General features: G+C 71.5%; 15 protein-coding genes. 8 read left to right on the plus strand and 7 right to left on the minus strand.

Features of this window, described 5'->3' with window-relative positions; all coding sequences use genetic code 11:
- The first annotated feature begins 68 nt into the window (after positions 1–68).
- From ACFPYL_RS00740 to ACFPYL_RS00755, 4 genes are read left to right on the plus strand one after another with little or no spacing between them, the layout of a single operon-like run.
- Positions 69–1,562 (plus strand): CoA-acylating methylmalonate-semialdehyde dehydrogenase, encoded by a 1,494-nt coding sequence (locus tag ACFPYL_RS00740; RefSeq protein ID WP_379149361.1) that lies wholly within the window; start codon positions 69–71, stop codon positions 1,560–1,562.
- 11 nt (positions 1,563–1,573) lie between these two features.
- Positions 1,574–2,878, plus strand: a complete 1,305-nt coding sequence (locus tag ACFPYL_RS00745; protein WP_379149363.1) for an aspartate aminotransferase family protein — start codon at positions 1,574–1,576, stop codon at positions 2,876–2,878.
- On the plus strand, positions 2,868–4,271 hold the full coding sequence (locus tag ACFPYL_RS00750) for an NAD(P)/FAD-dependent oxidoreductase (RefSeq protein WP_379149364.1): 1,404 nt from the start codon (positions 2,868–2,870) through the stop codon (positions 4,269–4,271). Before ACFPYL_RS00745 ends, ACFPYL_RS00750 begins: the two co-directional genes overlap by 11 nt.
- A complete protein-coding gene (locus ACFPYL_RS00755; RefSeq protein WP_379149366.1) occupies positions 4,268–4,561 on the plus strand; it encodes a cupin domain-containing protein in 294 nt (97 codons plus the stop codon). Before ACFPYL_RS00750 ends, ACFPYL_RS00755 begins: the two co-directional genes overlap by 4 nt.
- On the opposite strand, the gene ACFPYL_RS00760 is transcribed toward ACFPYL_RS00755, so the two are convergent.
- Entirely contained in the window at positions 4,524–5,867 is a 1,344-nt protein-coding gene (locus ACFPYL_RS00760; protein ID WP_379149368.1) for a hypothetical protein, read from the minus strand. The genes ACFPYL_RS00755 and ACFPYL_RS00760 overlap by 38 nt on opposite strands.
- Before the next feature lie 54 nt (positions 5,868–5,921).
- Between ACFPYL_RS00760 and ACFPYL_RS00765 the strand changes: the two genes are divergently transcribed.
- A complete protein-coding gene (locus ACFPYL_RS00765) occupies positions 5,922–6,506 on the plus strand; it encodes a GNAT family N-acetyltransferase (protein ID WP_379149370.1) in 585 nt (194 codons plus the stop codon).
- On the opposite strand, the gene ACFPYL_RS00770 is transcribed toward ACFPYL_RS00765, so the two are convergent.
- Complete coding sequence (locus ACFPYL_RS00770) at positions 6,503–7,153, minus strand: GNAT family N-acetyltransferase (RefSeq protein WP_379149372.1); 651 nt, start codon at positions 7,151–7,153, stop codon at positions 6,503–6,505. The genes ACFPYL_RS00765 and ACFPYL_RS00770 overlap by 4 nt on opposite strands.
- A gap of 59 nt (positions 7,154–7,212) precedes the next feature.
- Between ACFPYL_RS00770 and ACFPYL_RS00775 the strand changes: the two genes are divergently transcribed.
- Positions 7,213–7,344 carry a hypothetical protein gene (locus ACFPYL_RS00775; protein WP_379149374.1) on the plus strand — a complete coding sequence of 44 codons (132 nt, stop codon included), beginning with the start codon at positions 7,213–7,215 and terminating at the stop codon, positions 7,342–7,344.
- A 10-nt stretch (positions 7,345–7,354) separates the two neighbouring features.
- On the opposite strand, the gene dnaB is transcribed toward ACFPYL_RS00775, so the two are convergent.
- Positions 7,355–8,728, minus strand: coding sequence for a replicative DNA helicase (gene dnaB / locus ACFPYL_RS00780; RefSeq protein ID WP_056156552.1), 1,374 nt, complete (start codon positions 8,726–8,728; stop codon positions 7,355–7,357).
- A gap of 489 nt (positions 8,729–9,217) precedes the next feature.
- On the opposite strand from dnaB, the gene ACFPYL_RS00785 reads away from it, so the two are divergent.
- Entirely contained in the window at positions 9,218–10,549 is a 1,332-nt protein-coding gene (locus ACFPYL_RS00785; protein WP_379149376.1) for an MATE family efflux transporter, read from the plus strand.
- A gap of 70 nt (positions 10,550–10,619) precedes the next feature.
- Here the strand turns inward: ACFPYL_RS00785 and rplI are convergent, their stop codons facing one another.
- The 4 genes from rplI to rpsF form a co-directional block, all read right to left on the minus strand.
- Complete coding sequence (gene rplI, locus ACFPYL_RS00790) at positions 10,620–11,066, minus strand: 50S ribosomal protein L9 (protein WP_379149378.1); 447 nt, start codon at positions 11,064–11,066, stop codon at positions 10,620–10,622.
- Positions 11,067–11,080: 14 nt separating this feature from the next.
- Positions 11,081–11,317 carry a 30S ribosomal protein S18 gene (gene rpsR / locus ACFPYL_RS00795; RefSeq protein ID WP_008355445.1) on the minus strand — a complete coding sequence of 79 codons (237 nt, stop codon included), beginning with the start codon at positions 11,315–11,317 and terminating at the stop codon, positions 11,081–11,083.
- A gap of 195 nt (positions 11,318–11,512) precedes the next feature.
- A complete protein-coding gene (locus tag ACFPYL_RS00800; protein ID WP_379149380.1) occupies positions 11,513–12,064 on the minus strand; it encodes a single-stranded DNA-binding protein in 552 nt (183 codons plus the stop codon).
- A 111-nt stretch (positions 12,065–12,175) separates the two neighbouring features.
- Positions 12,176–12,466, minus strand: a complete 291-nt coding sequence (gene rpsF / locus ACFPYL_RS00805; protein ID WP_028643766.1) for a 30S ribosomal protein S6 — start codon at positions 12,464–12,466, stop codon at positions 12,176–12,178.
- A gap of 169 nt (positions 12,467–12,635) precedes the next feature.
- On the opposite strand from rpsF, the gene ACFPYL_RS00810 reads away from it, so the two are divergent.
- The gene (locus ACFPYL_RS00810; protein ID WP_379149382.1) at positions 12,636–13,556 is read left to right on the plus strand and encodes a serine/threonine-protein kinase; all 921 of its coding nucleotides are present in this window, start codon (positions 12,636–12,638) and stop codon (positions 13,554–13,556) included.
- Positions 13,557–13,562: the final 6 nt, after the last annotated feature.

A 13,562-nucleotide genomic window follows, 5' to 3' on the forward strand; every position in this document is an offset into this window, starting at 1 on the left:
GCTCCACCTTCCGGAGGGGCGACGCTCTGTCCCTCGCTCTCCCGGGGTGCGGACGCGACGATGACACCATGACCACCATCGCGCACTGGATCGACGGCAAGGCCCACCCCGGCACGAGCGGCCGGGTCGGCGACGTGACCAACCCGGCCACCGGGAAGGTGACCGCGCAGGTCGCGTTCGCCGGCCCCGAGGAGATCGAGGCCGCGGTCGCCGGCGCCAAGAAGGCGTCGACCGACTGGGCCCAGACCTCGGTGAGCGCCCGCACCCAGGTGGTCTTCCGCTTCCGCGAGCTGCTCAACTCCCGCAAGGAGGAGCTGGCCGCGATCATCACCGCCGAGCACGGCAAGGTGCACTCGGACGCCCTGGGTGAGGTGGCCCGAGGCCAGGAGGTCGTCGAGTTCGCGTGCGGCATCCCGCACCTGCTCAAGGGCGGCAACTCGCCGCAGGTCTCGACCGGCGTCGACGTGAAGAGCATCCGCCAGCCACTCGGCGTCGTCGGCATCATCAGCCCCTTCAACTTCCCCGCCATGGTCCCGATGTGGTTCTTCCCCATCGCGATCGCCGCCGGCAACGCAGTCGTCCTCAAGCCCAGCGAGAAGGACCCGTCCGCCGCGATCTGGATGGCCGAGCTGTGGCGCGAAGCCGGCCTGCCCGACGGCGTCTTCACCGTCCTCCAGGGCGACAAGGTCGCCGTCGACGGGCTGCTCGACCACCCGGACGTCGCGTCGATCAGCTTCGTCGGCTCCACCCCGATCGCCGAGTACGTCTACGAGCGCGCGAGCCGCGCCGGCAAGCGGGTGCAGGCCCTCGGCGGCGCCAAGAACCACATGGTCGTGCTGCCCGACGCCGACCTCGACCTGGCCGCCGACGCGGCCGTGAGCGCCGGCTACGGCTCGGCCGGCGAGCGCTGCATGGCGATCAGCGTCGTGGTCGCCGTCGGCGACACCGGCGACACCCTCGTGCAGAAGATCGTCGAGCGCACCGACACGCTCCAGATCGGCGACGGTGCGCACGACACCGACATGGGGCCCCTGGTCACCAAGGTGCACCGCGACAAGGTGGCGTCGTACGTCGACGCCGGCGAGGCCGAGGGCGCGACCCTCGTCGTCGACGGCCGTGAGGTCGACGCCGCGGGCGCGGCCGACGGCTTCTGGCTCGGGCCGACGCTCTTCGACCACGTCACGCCGACGATGAGCGTCTACACCGACGAGATCTTCGGCCCGGTGCTCAGCGTCGTCCGCGCGGACACCTACCAGGAGGCGCTCGACCTGGTGAACGCCAACAAGTACGGCAACGGCACCGCGATCTTCACCAGCAACGGCGGCGCCGCGCGCGCCTTCGAGCAGGACGTGCAGGTCGGCATGATCGGCGTCAACGTGCCGATCCCGGTGCCGATGGCCTACTACTCCTTCGGCGGCTGGAAGGCCTCGCTCTTCGGCGACACCCACGCCCACGGCACCGAGGGTGTGCACTTCTTCACCCGGGGCAAGGTGGTCACGACGCGGTGGCCCGACCCCGCGACCGCCGGCGGCCTCGAGCTCGCCTTCCCGAAGAACAGCTGAGGAGCACGACGATGAGCGCCACGTACGAGCTGGACCGCAAGCACGTCTTCCACTCCTGGTCCGCGCAGGCCGAGATCACCCCGATGGTCATCACGGCGGCCCGCGGGTCCTACGTCTGGGACGACGAGGACCGCCGCTACCTCGACTTCTCCAGCCAGCTGGTCTTCACCAACATCGGCCACCAGCACCCGCGCGTGGTCGCCGCGATCAAGGAGCAGGCCGACCGGCTCTGCACGATCGCGCCGGCGTTCGCCAACGAGCAGCGTGCCCAGGCCGCGGAGCTGATCAGCGAGATCGCGCCCGACGGCTTCACGAAGGTCTTCTTCACCAACGGCGGCGCCGACGCCAACGAGCACGCCGTCCGGATGGCGCGGCTGCAGACCGGCCGCTTCAAGGTGCTGACGGCCTACCGCAGCTACCACGGCGGCACCCAGACCGCGATCAACCTGACCGGCGACCCGCGCCGCTTCGCCAACGACACCGCGACCGCCGGAGCCGTGCACTTCTTCGGGCCGTTCCTCTACCGCTCGGAGTTCCACGCGACGACCGAGGAGGAGGAGTGCGAGCGCGCGCTCGCCCACCTGCGCCGCACCATCGAGGCCGAGGGACCGTCGACGATCGCGGCGATCCTGCTCGAGACGATCCCGGGCACGGCCGGCATCTTCGCTCCGCCGCCGGGCTACCTCGCCGGCGTCCGCGCGCTCTGCGACGAGCACGGCATCAAGCTCATCCTCGACGAGGTGATGGCCGGCTTCGGCCGCGCCGGCACCTGGCTCGCGCTGGACCGGTACGACGTCCGCCCCGACCTGATCACCTTCGCCAAGGGCGTGAACTCGGGCTACGTGCCGCTCGGAGGCGTGATCATCAGCGACGAGATCGCGGCGACCTTCGACCACACGCCGTACCCCGGCGGGCTGACCTACTCGGGCCACCCGCTGGCCTGCGCGGCCGCGGTTGCCACGATCCACACGATGCGCGACGAGGGCATCGTCGAGAACGCCGACCGGCTCGGCCGCGAGATCTTCGGGCCGGGCCTGGCCGAGATCGCCGAGCGGCACGCGTGCGTCGGCGAGGTGCGTGGCGTGGGTGCCTTCTGGGCGCTCGACCTGGTGACCGACCCGGACTCGCGGGCGATGCTGTCGCCGGCCGGCGTCAACGACGTGGTCGCGGCCTGCAAGTCCGCGGGCCTGCTGCCCTTCTCCAACACCAACCGGATCCACGTCGTGCCGCCGTGCACGATGAGCGACGACGAGGCGCGGGAAGGTCTGGCGATCCTCGACGAGGCGCTCAAGGCCGGCGACGTGCATGCCGGCTAGGCAGACGGCGTACGAGCGCAACGCGCCGGCGCCGGCCGCGGTCGAGGCCGCGCTGGCGCCGTCGCGGCACTCCGTCTTCTGGCTCGAGGACGCGCCGGGCACGACGTACGACGCCCTCTCCGGCGCGACCGAGGCCGACCTCGTGGTCGTCGGCGGCGGCTACTGCGGGCTGTGGACGGCGGTGCTCGCGAAGCGCCGCAACCCCGGCGCCCGGGTGGTGCTGCTCGAGGCGAGCACGATCGGCTGGGCGGCGTCCGGGCGCAACGGCGGCTTCTGCGAGGCCAGCCTCACCCACGGTGAGGAGAACGGCCGGTCCCGCTGGCCCGACGAGTACGACGAGCTCGAGCGGCTCGGCCTCGCCAACCTGGACGCCTTCGAGGCGGACGTGCGCGAGCTCGGCATCGACTGCCAGTACGAGCGCACCGGCCAGCTCGCGGTCGCCGTCGAGGAGCACCAGGTCGCGTGGCTCGGGCCGCACGCGCTCGACCGCGCCGCGGTGCGCGCCGAGATCGACAGCCCGCTCTTCCTCGCCGGGGAGTGGGAGCGCGACACCTGCGCACTGGTCCACCCCGCCCGCCTGGCCCGCGAGCTCGCCCGGGTCGCCACCGACCTCGGCGTCGAGGTGCACGAGCAGACCCGGGTCACCGGGTTCGACGCCCCGACCCGCGGGCCGGTCGTCGTGCGCACGACCAGCGGCTCGGTCACCGCCGACCGGGTGGCGCTCGCCACCAACGTCTTCCCGTCGCTGCTGCGGCGCACCCGGATGCTCACCGTGCCGGTCTACGACTACGTCCTGATGACCGAGCCGCTGTCGGCCGCACAGCTCGCGTCGGTCGGCTGGGGCCACCGCCAGGGGCTCGGGGACCTGGCCAACCAGTTCCACTACTCGCGGCTCACCGCCGACAACCGGATCCTGTGGGGCGGGTACGACGCGGTCTACCACGCCGGGCGCCGGGTGCGTGCGTCGTACGAGGAGCGCCCGGCGACGTTCAGCGCGCTCGCCTCGCACTTCCTCGCGGCCTTCCCGCAGCTGGAGGGGCTGACCTTCACGCACCGCTGGGCCGGCGCGATCGACACGTCCACGCAGTTCGTCGCCTTCCACGGGCTGGCGTCGCGCGGGCGGGTGGCGTACGCCGCCGGGTTCACCGGGTTGGGCGTCGGCGCGACGCGGTTCGCCGCCGAGGTGATGCTGGACCGGCTGTCCGGGCTGTCGACCGAGCGCACCCGGCTGGAGATGGTGCGCCGCAAGCCGCTGCCCTTCCCGCCCGAGCCGTTCGCGGCGGTCGGGATCAACGCCACGCGCTGGTCGCTGGACCGCGCCGACCACCGTGAGGGACGTCGCAACCTGTTCCTGCGCACCCTCGACGCCGCGGGCCTAGGGTTCGACTCATGAGTCGTGTGCTGACGTCCGACGCGTTGACCGCCGACCTGGGACCCCAGCGCACGCTGCCGATCGCGGACCTCGGCGGTCTCGAGGTGGGGCTGTGGGAGATGGTGCCCGGGGTCGCCGAGGACACCGAGGTCGACGAGGTGTGCGTGATGCTGTCGGGCCGCGGCACCGTCCGGTTCGAGGACGGTGAGGAGATCGACCTCGCCCCGGGCGTCGCGGTCCGGCTCCGGGCCGGCGAGCGCACGACCTGGACGGTCACCGAGACGCTGCGGAAGGTGTACGTCTCTCGCTGAACCCGGTCCCGGGCGACCAGTGCGTGCGCGGCGTACCGACGATCGTCACACCCTCGTCGTCGAGCACCGGGTCGCGGCGTACGTCGGACACGAACCTCGTCTCCCAGTGCCGCAGGTCGGTCGTGACCGCGAGCGCGTAGGCGTCACCGCGGAACTGGTTCTTGCTGGTGACCGGGCCGGAGTGACAGGTGAGCAGCAGCGCGAAGCCCTCGTCGACCTCGTGGCCGTCGATCCAGGTGCACCGGTAGCCCGCGGGCGCCCCGTCGAGGAGCTGTTGCGACTCCCACGACTCCTCGCCCTGGAAGTGCGTCTGCACACTGATCCGGTGACCGTCGGGCGAGCCGAAGGCGACGTCGTTCCAGTGGATGAAGCCCGCGATCCCCAGCTCGCAGCAGCCACCGCGCGGCACGTGCAGCGCCACCAGGCCGCTGGGATCCTCGCGCGTCGTGGACCAGTCGTCGCCGTCGCGCACGAACCAGAAGGCCGTGCCGCGCGGGTCGTCCGGGTGGGTGCTCACCCAGTCGGGGCTGAAGGTGTCCAGGTAGGTGCCGCAGTCGTCGACCGGCGCTCGCTCGGTCGTCCGTGCGACCTCCACCAGAGCCGCGTCGCCCGGGGTGCTCGCGCGCAGGGCGTACGTGCAGGCGCCGGGCGACGGCGTCCCCGTCACCATCCGGATCGAGCCGTCCGGCGCGAGCAGCGTCTCGGACGTCGCGGAGCGGTCCTCGTCCGGCAGGCCCGACCAGGGCCACGCGTCGAACCCGTCGTCGTCGGTCCACACCAGGGCGGCCCGGCGGGTCTGGCCGAGGTAGACGACCCCGCCGTCGGCGCTCAGCTGCGGTTCGTCGGACGCGTAGCCGGGCTCGGTCCGACCGGGGGTGCAGGTGCGGTCGCGGCAGACCATGACGACGTCGATGTCACCGTCGTCCTGGTCGTTCGAGGTGTCGGGCGTGTACGTCTCGACGATCGCGACCGTGCCACCCGCGTAGCGGATGACGCTGTCGATCGCAGTCAGGCGACGGCTCTCGTAGAGAGTCTCCGGCGCGGTCCAGCCGTGGCCGTCGGGGTCGCGCCACTGGACCACGAGCCGGTGACCGTCCGGCGAGCCGTAGGCCAGCTGGGCGTCCCCGTCGGGGAGGTTGACGTAGCGGTTGGCCTCGCCGCGCTCCTCGCCGTACCGCTGGAGGGCGTGGTCGTAGCCATCACTGCCACCGCTCGCCGCCCACCACGCGACACCGGCCGCGAGCGCGAGCGCCACGACCAGCACGCAGCCGGCGAGGACGGCCGGGCGAGGACGTGGGATCGGCACCCGTCCACCGTAAACGAGTCCCGCCCGCGACCCGCGAGGCGCGAGACTGGGCCCATGACGCAGGATCCCCAGGACCTCAGCGCGGTCAGCTGGCCGGTGCGCACCGAGCGGCTCTCGATCAGGCCGGCGACGCTCGACGACGTCGACCCGCTGTGGCGGGTCCGGCGGATCCCGTCGGTCTTCGAGTGGCTCGGGCACGACTTCAGCGACCGGGACCGCTTCGCCGAGCTGATGGCCGAGCCGCTGCGCCTGTCGACGACGCTCGTCATGGAGCTCGACGACGAGGTCATCGGCGACCTCTACCTCCACGTCGGCGACGCCTGGGCGCAGAGCGACGTCGCCGACCGGGCGAAGGGCTCGGTCGCCGAGATCGGCTGGGTCCTCGACCCGGCGCGCGAGGGCCAGGGCCTGGCGACGGAGGCTGCCCGGGAGCTGCTGCGCATCGCGTTCGAGGACCTCGGTGTACGTCGCGTGAAGGCGCTCTGCTTCGCCGACAACGCCCCGTCGTGGCGACTGATGGAGCGGCTCGGGATGCGCCGCGAGGAGTACGCCGTGCGGGACTCGCTGCACCGCACCAAGGGTTGGCTCGACGGGATGACCTACGCGCTGCTCGCCGACGAGTGGCGGGCCGCTCGCTAGACCTCGCGGACCATCGCCTGCTCGTGCATCCGCCCGCCCTCGAAGCGCGACCCCGGCACGACCGGGGTGTCGCCGTACCGTCGGAAGCCGGCGCGCTCGAAGAACGCGATCGCACGGGAGTTCTCGTACGACGTCTGGAGGTAGCACCCGGGTGAGCCGACCTCGCGGAGGCGCTCGAACCACAGCTCCATCAGGCGCGCCGCGGCGCCGGTGCCGCGCGCGGCCGGCATCAGGTCGATGTGCAGGTGGCTCGGCCAGCGCGGGTCGTGGAAGCCGCCGGCGACCGGGACCCGACGCACCCGGCACACGGCGGAGTCGTAGGCCGCACGCAGGAAGAACCGGCGCGGGCCGGACCGGCGCCAGAGCCCGTACTTCCTGATCGCCGCCTTGGTCCTCGCCTCCTCGCTGGGGAACGACGCGTCGTCGACGCAGCCGGCCAGGTAGCCAGCCGGGCGGCCGTTGGCGAGCACGACGAACGTCGAGGCGGGCTCGAGGTCGAGGTACGGCGTCAGGTAGATCTCGGCGAGCGAGGCCGAGTGTCCCCAGACCTCCGAGCCGGGTGCTCCCTCCGCGGCCGCCTGGAAGACCACGTCGACGAGCTCGGCGCGGTCGGCGACGTCGTACGGACGGACCTCGATCTCGGGCACTCCCCCAGGGTCGCAGAAGTCCGGCTCACGCGACGGTGCGGACCTCGCGCGGGGCCGGCTTGGCCGCACTCGACGAGGAGTGGCTCGGCCTGATCGCCGAGACCGTCGCCGGCGCCCAGGATAGGACGGTCTACGAGCGGGCCGAGCAGGCCGTGCGCGACCGGCTCACGGCCGTCGCGACGACCCGCTGACGTAGCACGCTCAGTGGGCCATGTCGACGAAACGTGAGTAGTGGCCCTGGAAGGCGACGGTGATGTCGCGGGTGGGGCCGTTGCGGTGCTTGGCCACGATCAGGTCGGCCTCGCCGGGGCGGGTCGACTCCTTCTCGTAGACGTCGTCGCGGTGCAGCAGGATCACCATGTCGGCGTCCTGCTCGAGCGAGCCGGACTCGCGCAGGTCGCTCATCATCGGGCGCTTGTCACCGCGCTGCTCGGGACCACGGTTGAGCTGGGAGAGCGCGATGATCGGCAGCTCGAGCTCCTTGGCGAGCAGCTTGATCTGCCGGGAGAACTCCGAGACCTCGAGCTGGCGGGACTCCACCTTCTTGCCCGAGCTCATCAGCTGCATGTAGTCGATCACGATCAGCTTGAGGTCGTGGCGCTGCTTGAGCCGGCGGGCCTTGGCCCGGATCTCCATCATCGTCATGTTCGGCGAGTCGTCGATGAACATCGGCGCCGAGGACACCTCGCCCATCTTGCGCGCGAGCTTGGCCCAGTCGTCGTCGTTCATGTTGCCGTTGCGGATGTGGTTGAGCGGCACCTTCGCCTCGGCCGAGAGCAGCCGCATGGTGATCTCGGAGCGCGTCATCTCGAGGCTGAAGAAGACGCTGCTCAGGTTGTTGTGGATCGACGCCGCCCGGCACAGGTCCAGCGCCAGCGTCGACTTGCCCATCGCAGGCCTCGCCGCGACGATGATCATCTGACCGGAGTGCAGGCCGTTGGTCAGGTCGTCGAGGTCGGCGAAGCCGGTCGGGACGCCGTAGAGGCCCGCCTCGCGGTTGGAGATCGCCTCGATCTCGTCGAGGACACCGTCCATGATGTCGCTCAGCGGCGCGAAGTCCTCCGTCGCGCGCTTGTCGGTGATCTTGTAGACCTCGGCCTGCGCCTGGTCGACGATGTCGTCGACCTGGCCCTCCCCGGCGTACCCGATCTGGACGATCTTGGTGCCGGCGTCGACGAGCTTGCGCAGCATCGCCTTCTCGCGGACGATCTCGGCGTAGTAGCCGGCGTTCGCGGCGATCGGCACGTTGGCCGAGAGCGTGTGCAGGTAGGGCGCGCCGCCGATCCGCTGCAGCTCGCCCCGGCGCTGGAGCTCGGCGGCGACAGTGACCATGTCGACCGGCTCACCGCGGCCGTAGAGGTCGATGATCGCGTCGTGGACGACCTCGTGGGAGGGCCGGTAGAAGTCGGCGCCCCGGATCACCTCGGTGACGTCGGCGATCGCGTCCTTGGAGATCAGCATCGCGCCGAGCACTGACTGCTCGGCCGCCATGTCCTGCGGCGGGGTCCGGTCGCCGGGCGTGGTCGGCCGCTCACCGGGCGCGTACGACGCGGGACCGTCGCCCCAGTCGTCCATCGGCGGCTCCGGAAGCCCCCGAGAATCCTGCTCCGCGACGCTCATCTGCTGGCCCTCAGTCCCTGTCGATCACGGTCACCGTCGAACACGCGTTCGATCATATTCGGGGCGACCGACACTGCTTCTGGCCCGTCACCGCGCGCGACGCTACGGGCACCGAGCGGCGCGGCGACAGCCCCTTATCCACAGCCGCTGGGGATAACCGGGGATAGCTCGTGGACGACACGCCAGCGGGTGTGCACCAACCTGGGGACCGACCTGTGGACGAAACCCGATCTCGGTCCCCGATATGCTGTCTGACCTGCGAAGACACTCATTCACAGCTGTGCATGGAAAATAGTCCGGGGCCGATCTTGGTTCATGGACACGTCACCTCGGTGTTACCTGGTCATAAGTCGACATAGCGTCCGAGCGTGGGTTATCCCGAGTTCATCCACAGGTGTTGATAACTAGTCTGGTACGGACCATAGACAAGGCATGACTCTTACGATGACTAGTACCGGGACGGCGCGCGACCGCGAGATCCTGCGGCTCGCGTTCCCCGCGTTCCTCGCCCTGGTCGCGGAGCCGCTCTTCCTGCTCGCGGACGCCGCCATCGTCGGCCACCTCGGCACCGCGTCCCTCGCCGGCCTGGGCATCGCGGCGGCCGTGCTCCAGACGGTGGTCGGCCTCTGCGTCTTCCTGGCCTACGGCACCACGGGCAGCGTGGCCCGCCACCTCGGCGCGGGCGACCTGCGCGGCGCCCTGACCCAGGGCATCGACGGCCTGTGGCTCGCGGTCGCCATCGGCGCGGTCGTCACCGTCGCCGGCGTGCTCCTCGCGAGCCCGCTCGTGCACCTCTTCGGCGCCTCCGCCGAGGTTGCCGACCCGGCCGCGACGTACCTGCGGATCGCCTTCCTCGGCGCCGTGCCGCTGCTGCTCATGCTGGCCGCGACCGGTGTGCTGCGCGGACTCCAGGACACCCGCACCCCCCTGGTCGTCGCGGTGGCCGGCAACGCGCTCAACATCGTGCTCAACCTCCTGCTCGTCTACCCCGTCGGCCTCGGCATCGCCGGCTCCGCGCTCGGCTCGGTGCTCGCCCAGGCGGCGAGCGCCGCCGCGTTCGTCGTGGTCGTCGTCCGGGCCGCCCGCCGGCAAGGCGCGTCCCTGCGGCCCGACCTCCCCGGGATCCGGGCCGCCGGCCGGGCCGGGGTGCCGCTCGTCATCCGCACGCTGACGCTCCGCGCCGCGCTGCTGCTGACGACGTACGCCGTGACGCTCGCCGCCCTGGGCGCGCGCGACCAGGAGGTCGACCTCGCGGCCCACCAGCTCGCGATGACGCTGTGGACGTTCCTGGCCTTCGTGCTGGACGCGATCGCGATCGCCGCCCAGGCGATCACCGGCCGCGCGCTCGGGGCCGGCGACGTCACGGGCACCCGCGAGCTGACCCGGCGGATGGTGACGTGGGGGCTGGTCAGCGGCGTCGTGACCGGCGTCCTGCTCGCCGTCGTCAGCCCCGTCGTCGGCCGACTCTTCACCGGCGACCAGGACGTGCAGGACCTGTTGGTGCCCGTGCTGCTCGTGGCCGCGCTCGGCCAGCCGGTCGCGGGCGTCGTGTTCGTGCTCGACGGCGTGCTGATCGGTGCCGGCGACGGACGCTACCTGGCCCGCGCCGGGCTGGTCACCCTGGTCGCCTACGCGCCGGTGGTGCTGCTCCTCGCGGCGTACGACGCGGGCCTGGTCGCCATCTGGGTCGCGTTCTCGGCCGTCTTCATGGGTGCCCGTCTCGTCGTGCTGGTGCGCCGGGCCCGGGGCGACGCGTGGATGGTGACCGGGGCCTGAGGAGGCCGAGCACAGCAACAGGGCCGCCCCTCCCGGAGGAGGAACGGCCCTGCTGTGCGACTGAGCTGGGTCAGGCGGGGATGACGTTCAGCGCGACGGTGGCGGACACGCCATCGTGCAGCTTCACGGCGACCTCGTGGTTGCCCAGCGCCTTGATCGGGTTCGTGACCACGATCGTGCGCTTGTCGACCTTCTCGCCGGACGTCTCGGAGAGCGCGTCGGCGATCTCGCCCACGGTCACCGCACCGAACAGACGACCACCGGCCCCGGCGCGCACCTTGACGGCGACGGCCTGGGCCTCGAGCTTGGTCTTGATCTCCTCGGCGTGGCCGAGGTCGCGGACGGCCCGCGAGGAGCGAGCGGCCTTGATCGACTCGATCTGCTTCTCGCCGCCGCGGGTCCACCGCAGCGCGAGGCCGCGGGGGACGAGGTAGTTGCGGCCGTAGCCGTCCTTCACCTCGACGACGTCGCCGGGGGCACCGAGACCGGTGACTTCCTGGGTCAGGATGAGCTTCATGTCGTCAGCTCCCTTCAGCGACCGGTGGACGTGTAGGGCAGCAGCGCGACCTCACGGGCGTTCTTGACCGCGATCGCGACGTCCCGCTGGTGCTGGACGCAGTTGCCGGTGACCCGACGCGCGCGGATCTTGCCGCGGTCGGAGATGAACTTGCGGAGCAGCGTGGCGTCCTTGTAGTCGACGCCGGTCGCCTTCTCCTTGCAGAACTGGCAAACCTTCTTCTTGGGCTTGCGAATCACTGCCTTGGCCATTGTGGTGCTCCCTTTCTAGAAGCCCGGCCCCACGAGTGGGTTGCGCCGGAATGGTTGAGGGTGTTTCGGACAGATGTTGCTGGGATCAGAACCCGGGGGTCTCGATACGCGGGTCACGGCTTCGCTTCGCTCAGCCGTGCCGCTACTCGACCTTCCCGCCTGGTCCGTTGCCTCGCTTTGCGAGGCAACGGGGCGTTAAAACGGAGGCTCGTCGGAGCCCGCGCCGGGCGCACCCCACGGGTCACCGGCCGGAGCGGACTGGCCGCCCCCGCCGCCACCCTGGGGAGCCGGGGTGGCCCACGGGTCGTTGCCGCCGGACTGCTGGGGGCGGGACTGGCCGCCACCCTGTCCGCCGCCGGAGTAGCCCCCGCCGCCGCCGGAGCGGGAGGCGCGGGTGACCTTGGCGGTGGCGAAGGCCAGCGACGGGCCGACCTCGTCGACCTCGAGCTCCACGACAGTGCGCTTCTCGCCCTCGCGGGTCTCGTAGCTGCGCTGCTTCAGGCGTCCCTGCACGACGACACGCATGCCGCGCTGGAGGGACTCGGCGACGTTCTCAGCCGCCTGCCGCCACACCGAGCAGGAGAGGAACAGCGCGTCGCCGTCCTTCCACTCGTTGGTCTGGCGGTCGAAGGTGCGCGGCGTCGACGCGATCCGGAAGTTCGCCACGGCCGCACCCGAGGGGGTGAAGCGCAGCTCCGGGTCGTCGACGAGGTTGCCGACCACCGTGATGACGGTCTCGCCTGCCATGGATGCTCCCTAAGCGTTGGTTCTGATCAGAGTCGTCCGACCACGTGGGCCCATCGTCGCGGCAAGCGCCGACAGGCGGTAGTGGTCGTCCACAGGAAGGGTGTCCGGCGCTCAGTGAGCGTCGGGGCGCATGACCTTCGTGCGGAGGATGGACTCGTTGAGGGTGAGCTGGCGGTCGAACTCCTTGACCGTGGCCGGCTCGGCGTTCAGCGTGATGACGGCGTAGATGCCCTCGGCGTTCTTCTTGACCTCGTAGGCCAGCCGGCGGCGTCCCCACACGTCGACGGACTCGACAGAGCCGCCGTCCTTGCGGATCACGTTGAGGTACTTGTCGAGCGAACCTTCGACGGTCCGCTCCTCGATGCTCGGGTCAAGAATGACCATCACTTCGTAGGCACGCATGTTCGTTCTCCACCTCCTATGGGCTAGGGCGGCCACGGACTCTCCGTGGCAGGAGGGAAATGCGTTTCGTCTCGACGTCGGCCCGGATGGTCGACGCAGAGAACGCCCCAGGCTAACAGCGCCCTGACCTGCGGTCATAAACGCGGCTCCCGCGGGTAGGAACCCCACGATGCCACCCGCCACCAACCCCCGTCCGACGGCCCCGATCGCCGGCCGCTTCGAGCTGCTCGACCAGGTCGGCACCGGCGGCATGGGCTCGGTCTGGCGGGCGCACGACCGCAGCCGCGACGAGGTGGTCGCGGCCAAGGTCCTCGGTGCCCACGACAGCGCCATGCTGCTGCGCTTCGTGCGCGAGCAGTCGCTGCGGATCCGGCACCCGCACGTGCTCACGCCGACCGGCTGGGCCGCCGATGACCACCGGGTCGTGATCGCGATGGACCTCGTCCGTGGCGGGTCCGTCGACGAGCTGCTGACCGAGCACGGGCCGCTCCCACCGTCGTACGTCGTCCTCCTGCTCGACCAGCTCCTCCAGGCGCTCGCGGCGGTCCACGCGGCCGGCGTCGTGCACCGCGACGTGAAGCCGGCCAACCTGCTGCTCGAGCCCACGGGCGACGGCCCTCCCTTCCTGCGGCTGGGCGACTTCGGCGTCGCGGTGCCGGTCGCCGACGTGCGGCTCACCCGGGGTCCGGCTGCGGTCGGTACCGACGGCTACATGGCACCCGAGCAGGCGGCGGGCGCGGCGCCCGAGCCCCGCCAGGACCTGTACGCCGCGGGCGTCGTCGCCACCCAGCTGCTCACCGGGCGACCGCCCCGGCCCGGCCGGGCACCGATGGTCCCGGAGGGCCCGCTGCGCCCGCTCGTCGAGGCGCTGGTCGACCCCGACCCCCAGCTGCGACCGCCGACCGCGGGCGCCGCCCTGGAGCGGCTGCGCCGCCTGGACGTGCCGGTCGACGGGCCGTGGCCCGCCGTGCCCGACCGCCTCGGCGAGCCGATGTCGGAGGATGGTCAGCGCTGGCCGTCCGTCGTCATCGCCGTCTCGGTGGCGGTGATCGCCGCCTGTGCGGCGGCGTGCGTGCTGATGCTGACGTGAGCCGGG

It is taken from the genome of Nocardioides hankookensis (assembly GCF_042658885.1).
Lineage (GTDB): Bacteria > Actinomycetota > Actinomycetes > Propionibacteriales > Nocardioidaceae > Nocardioides > Nocardioides hankookensis.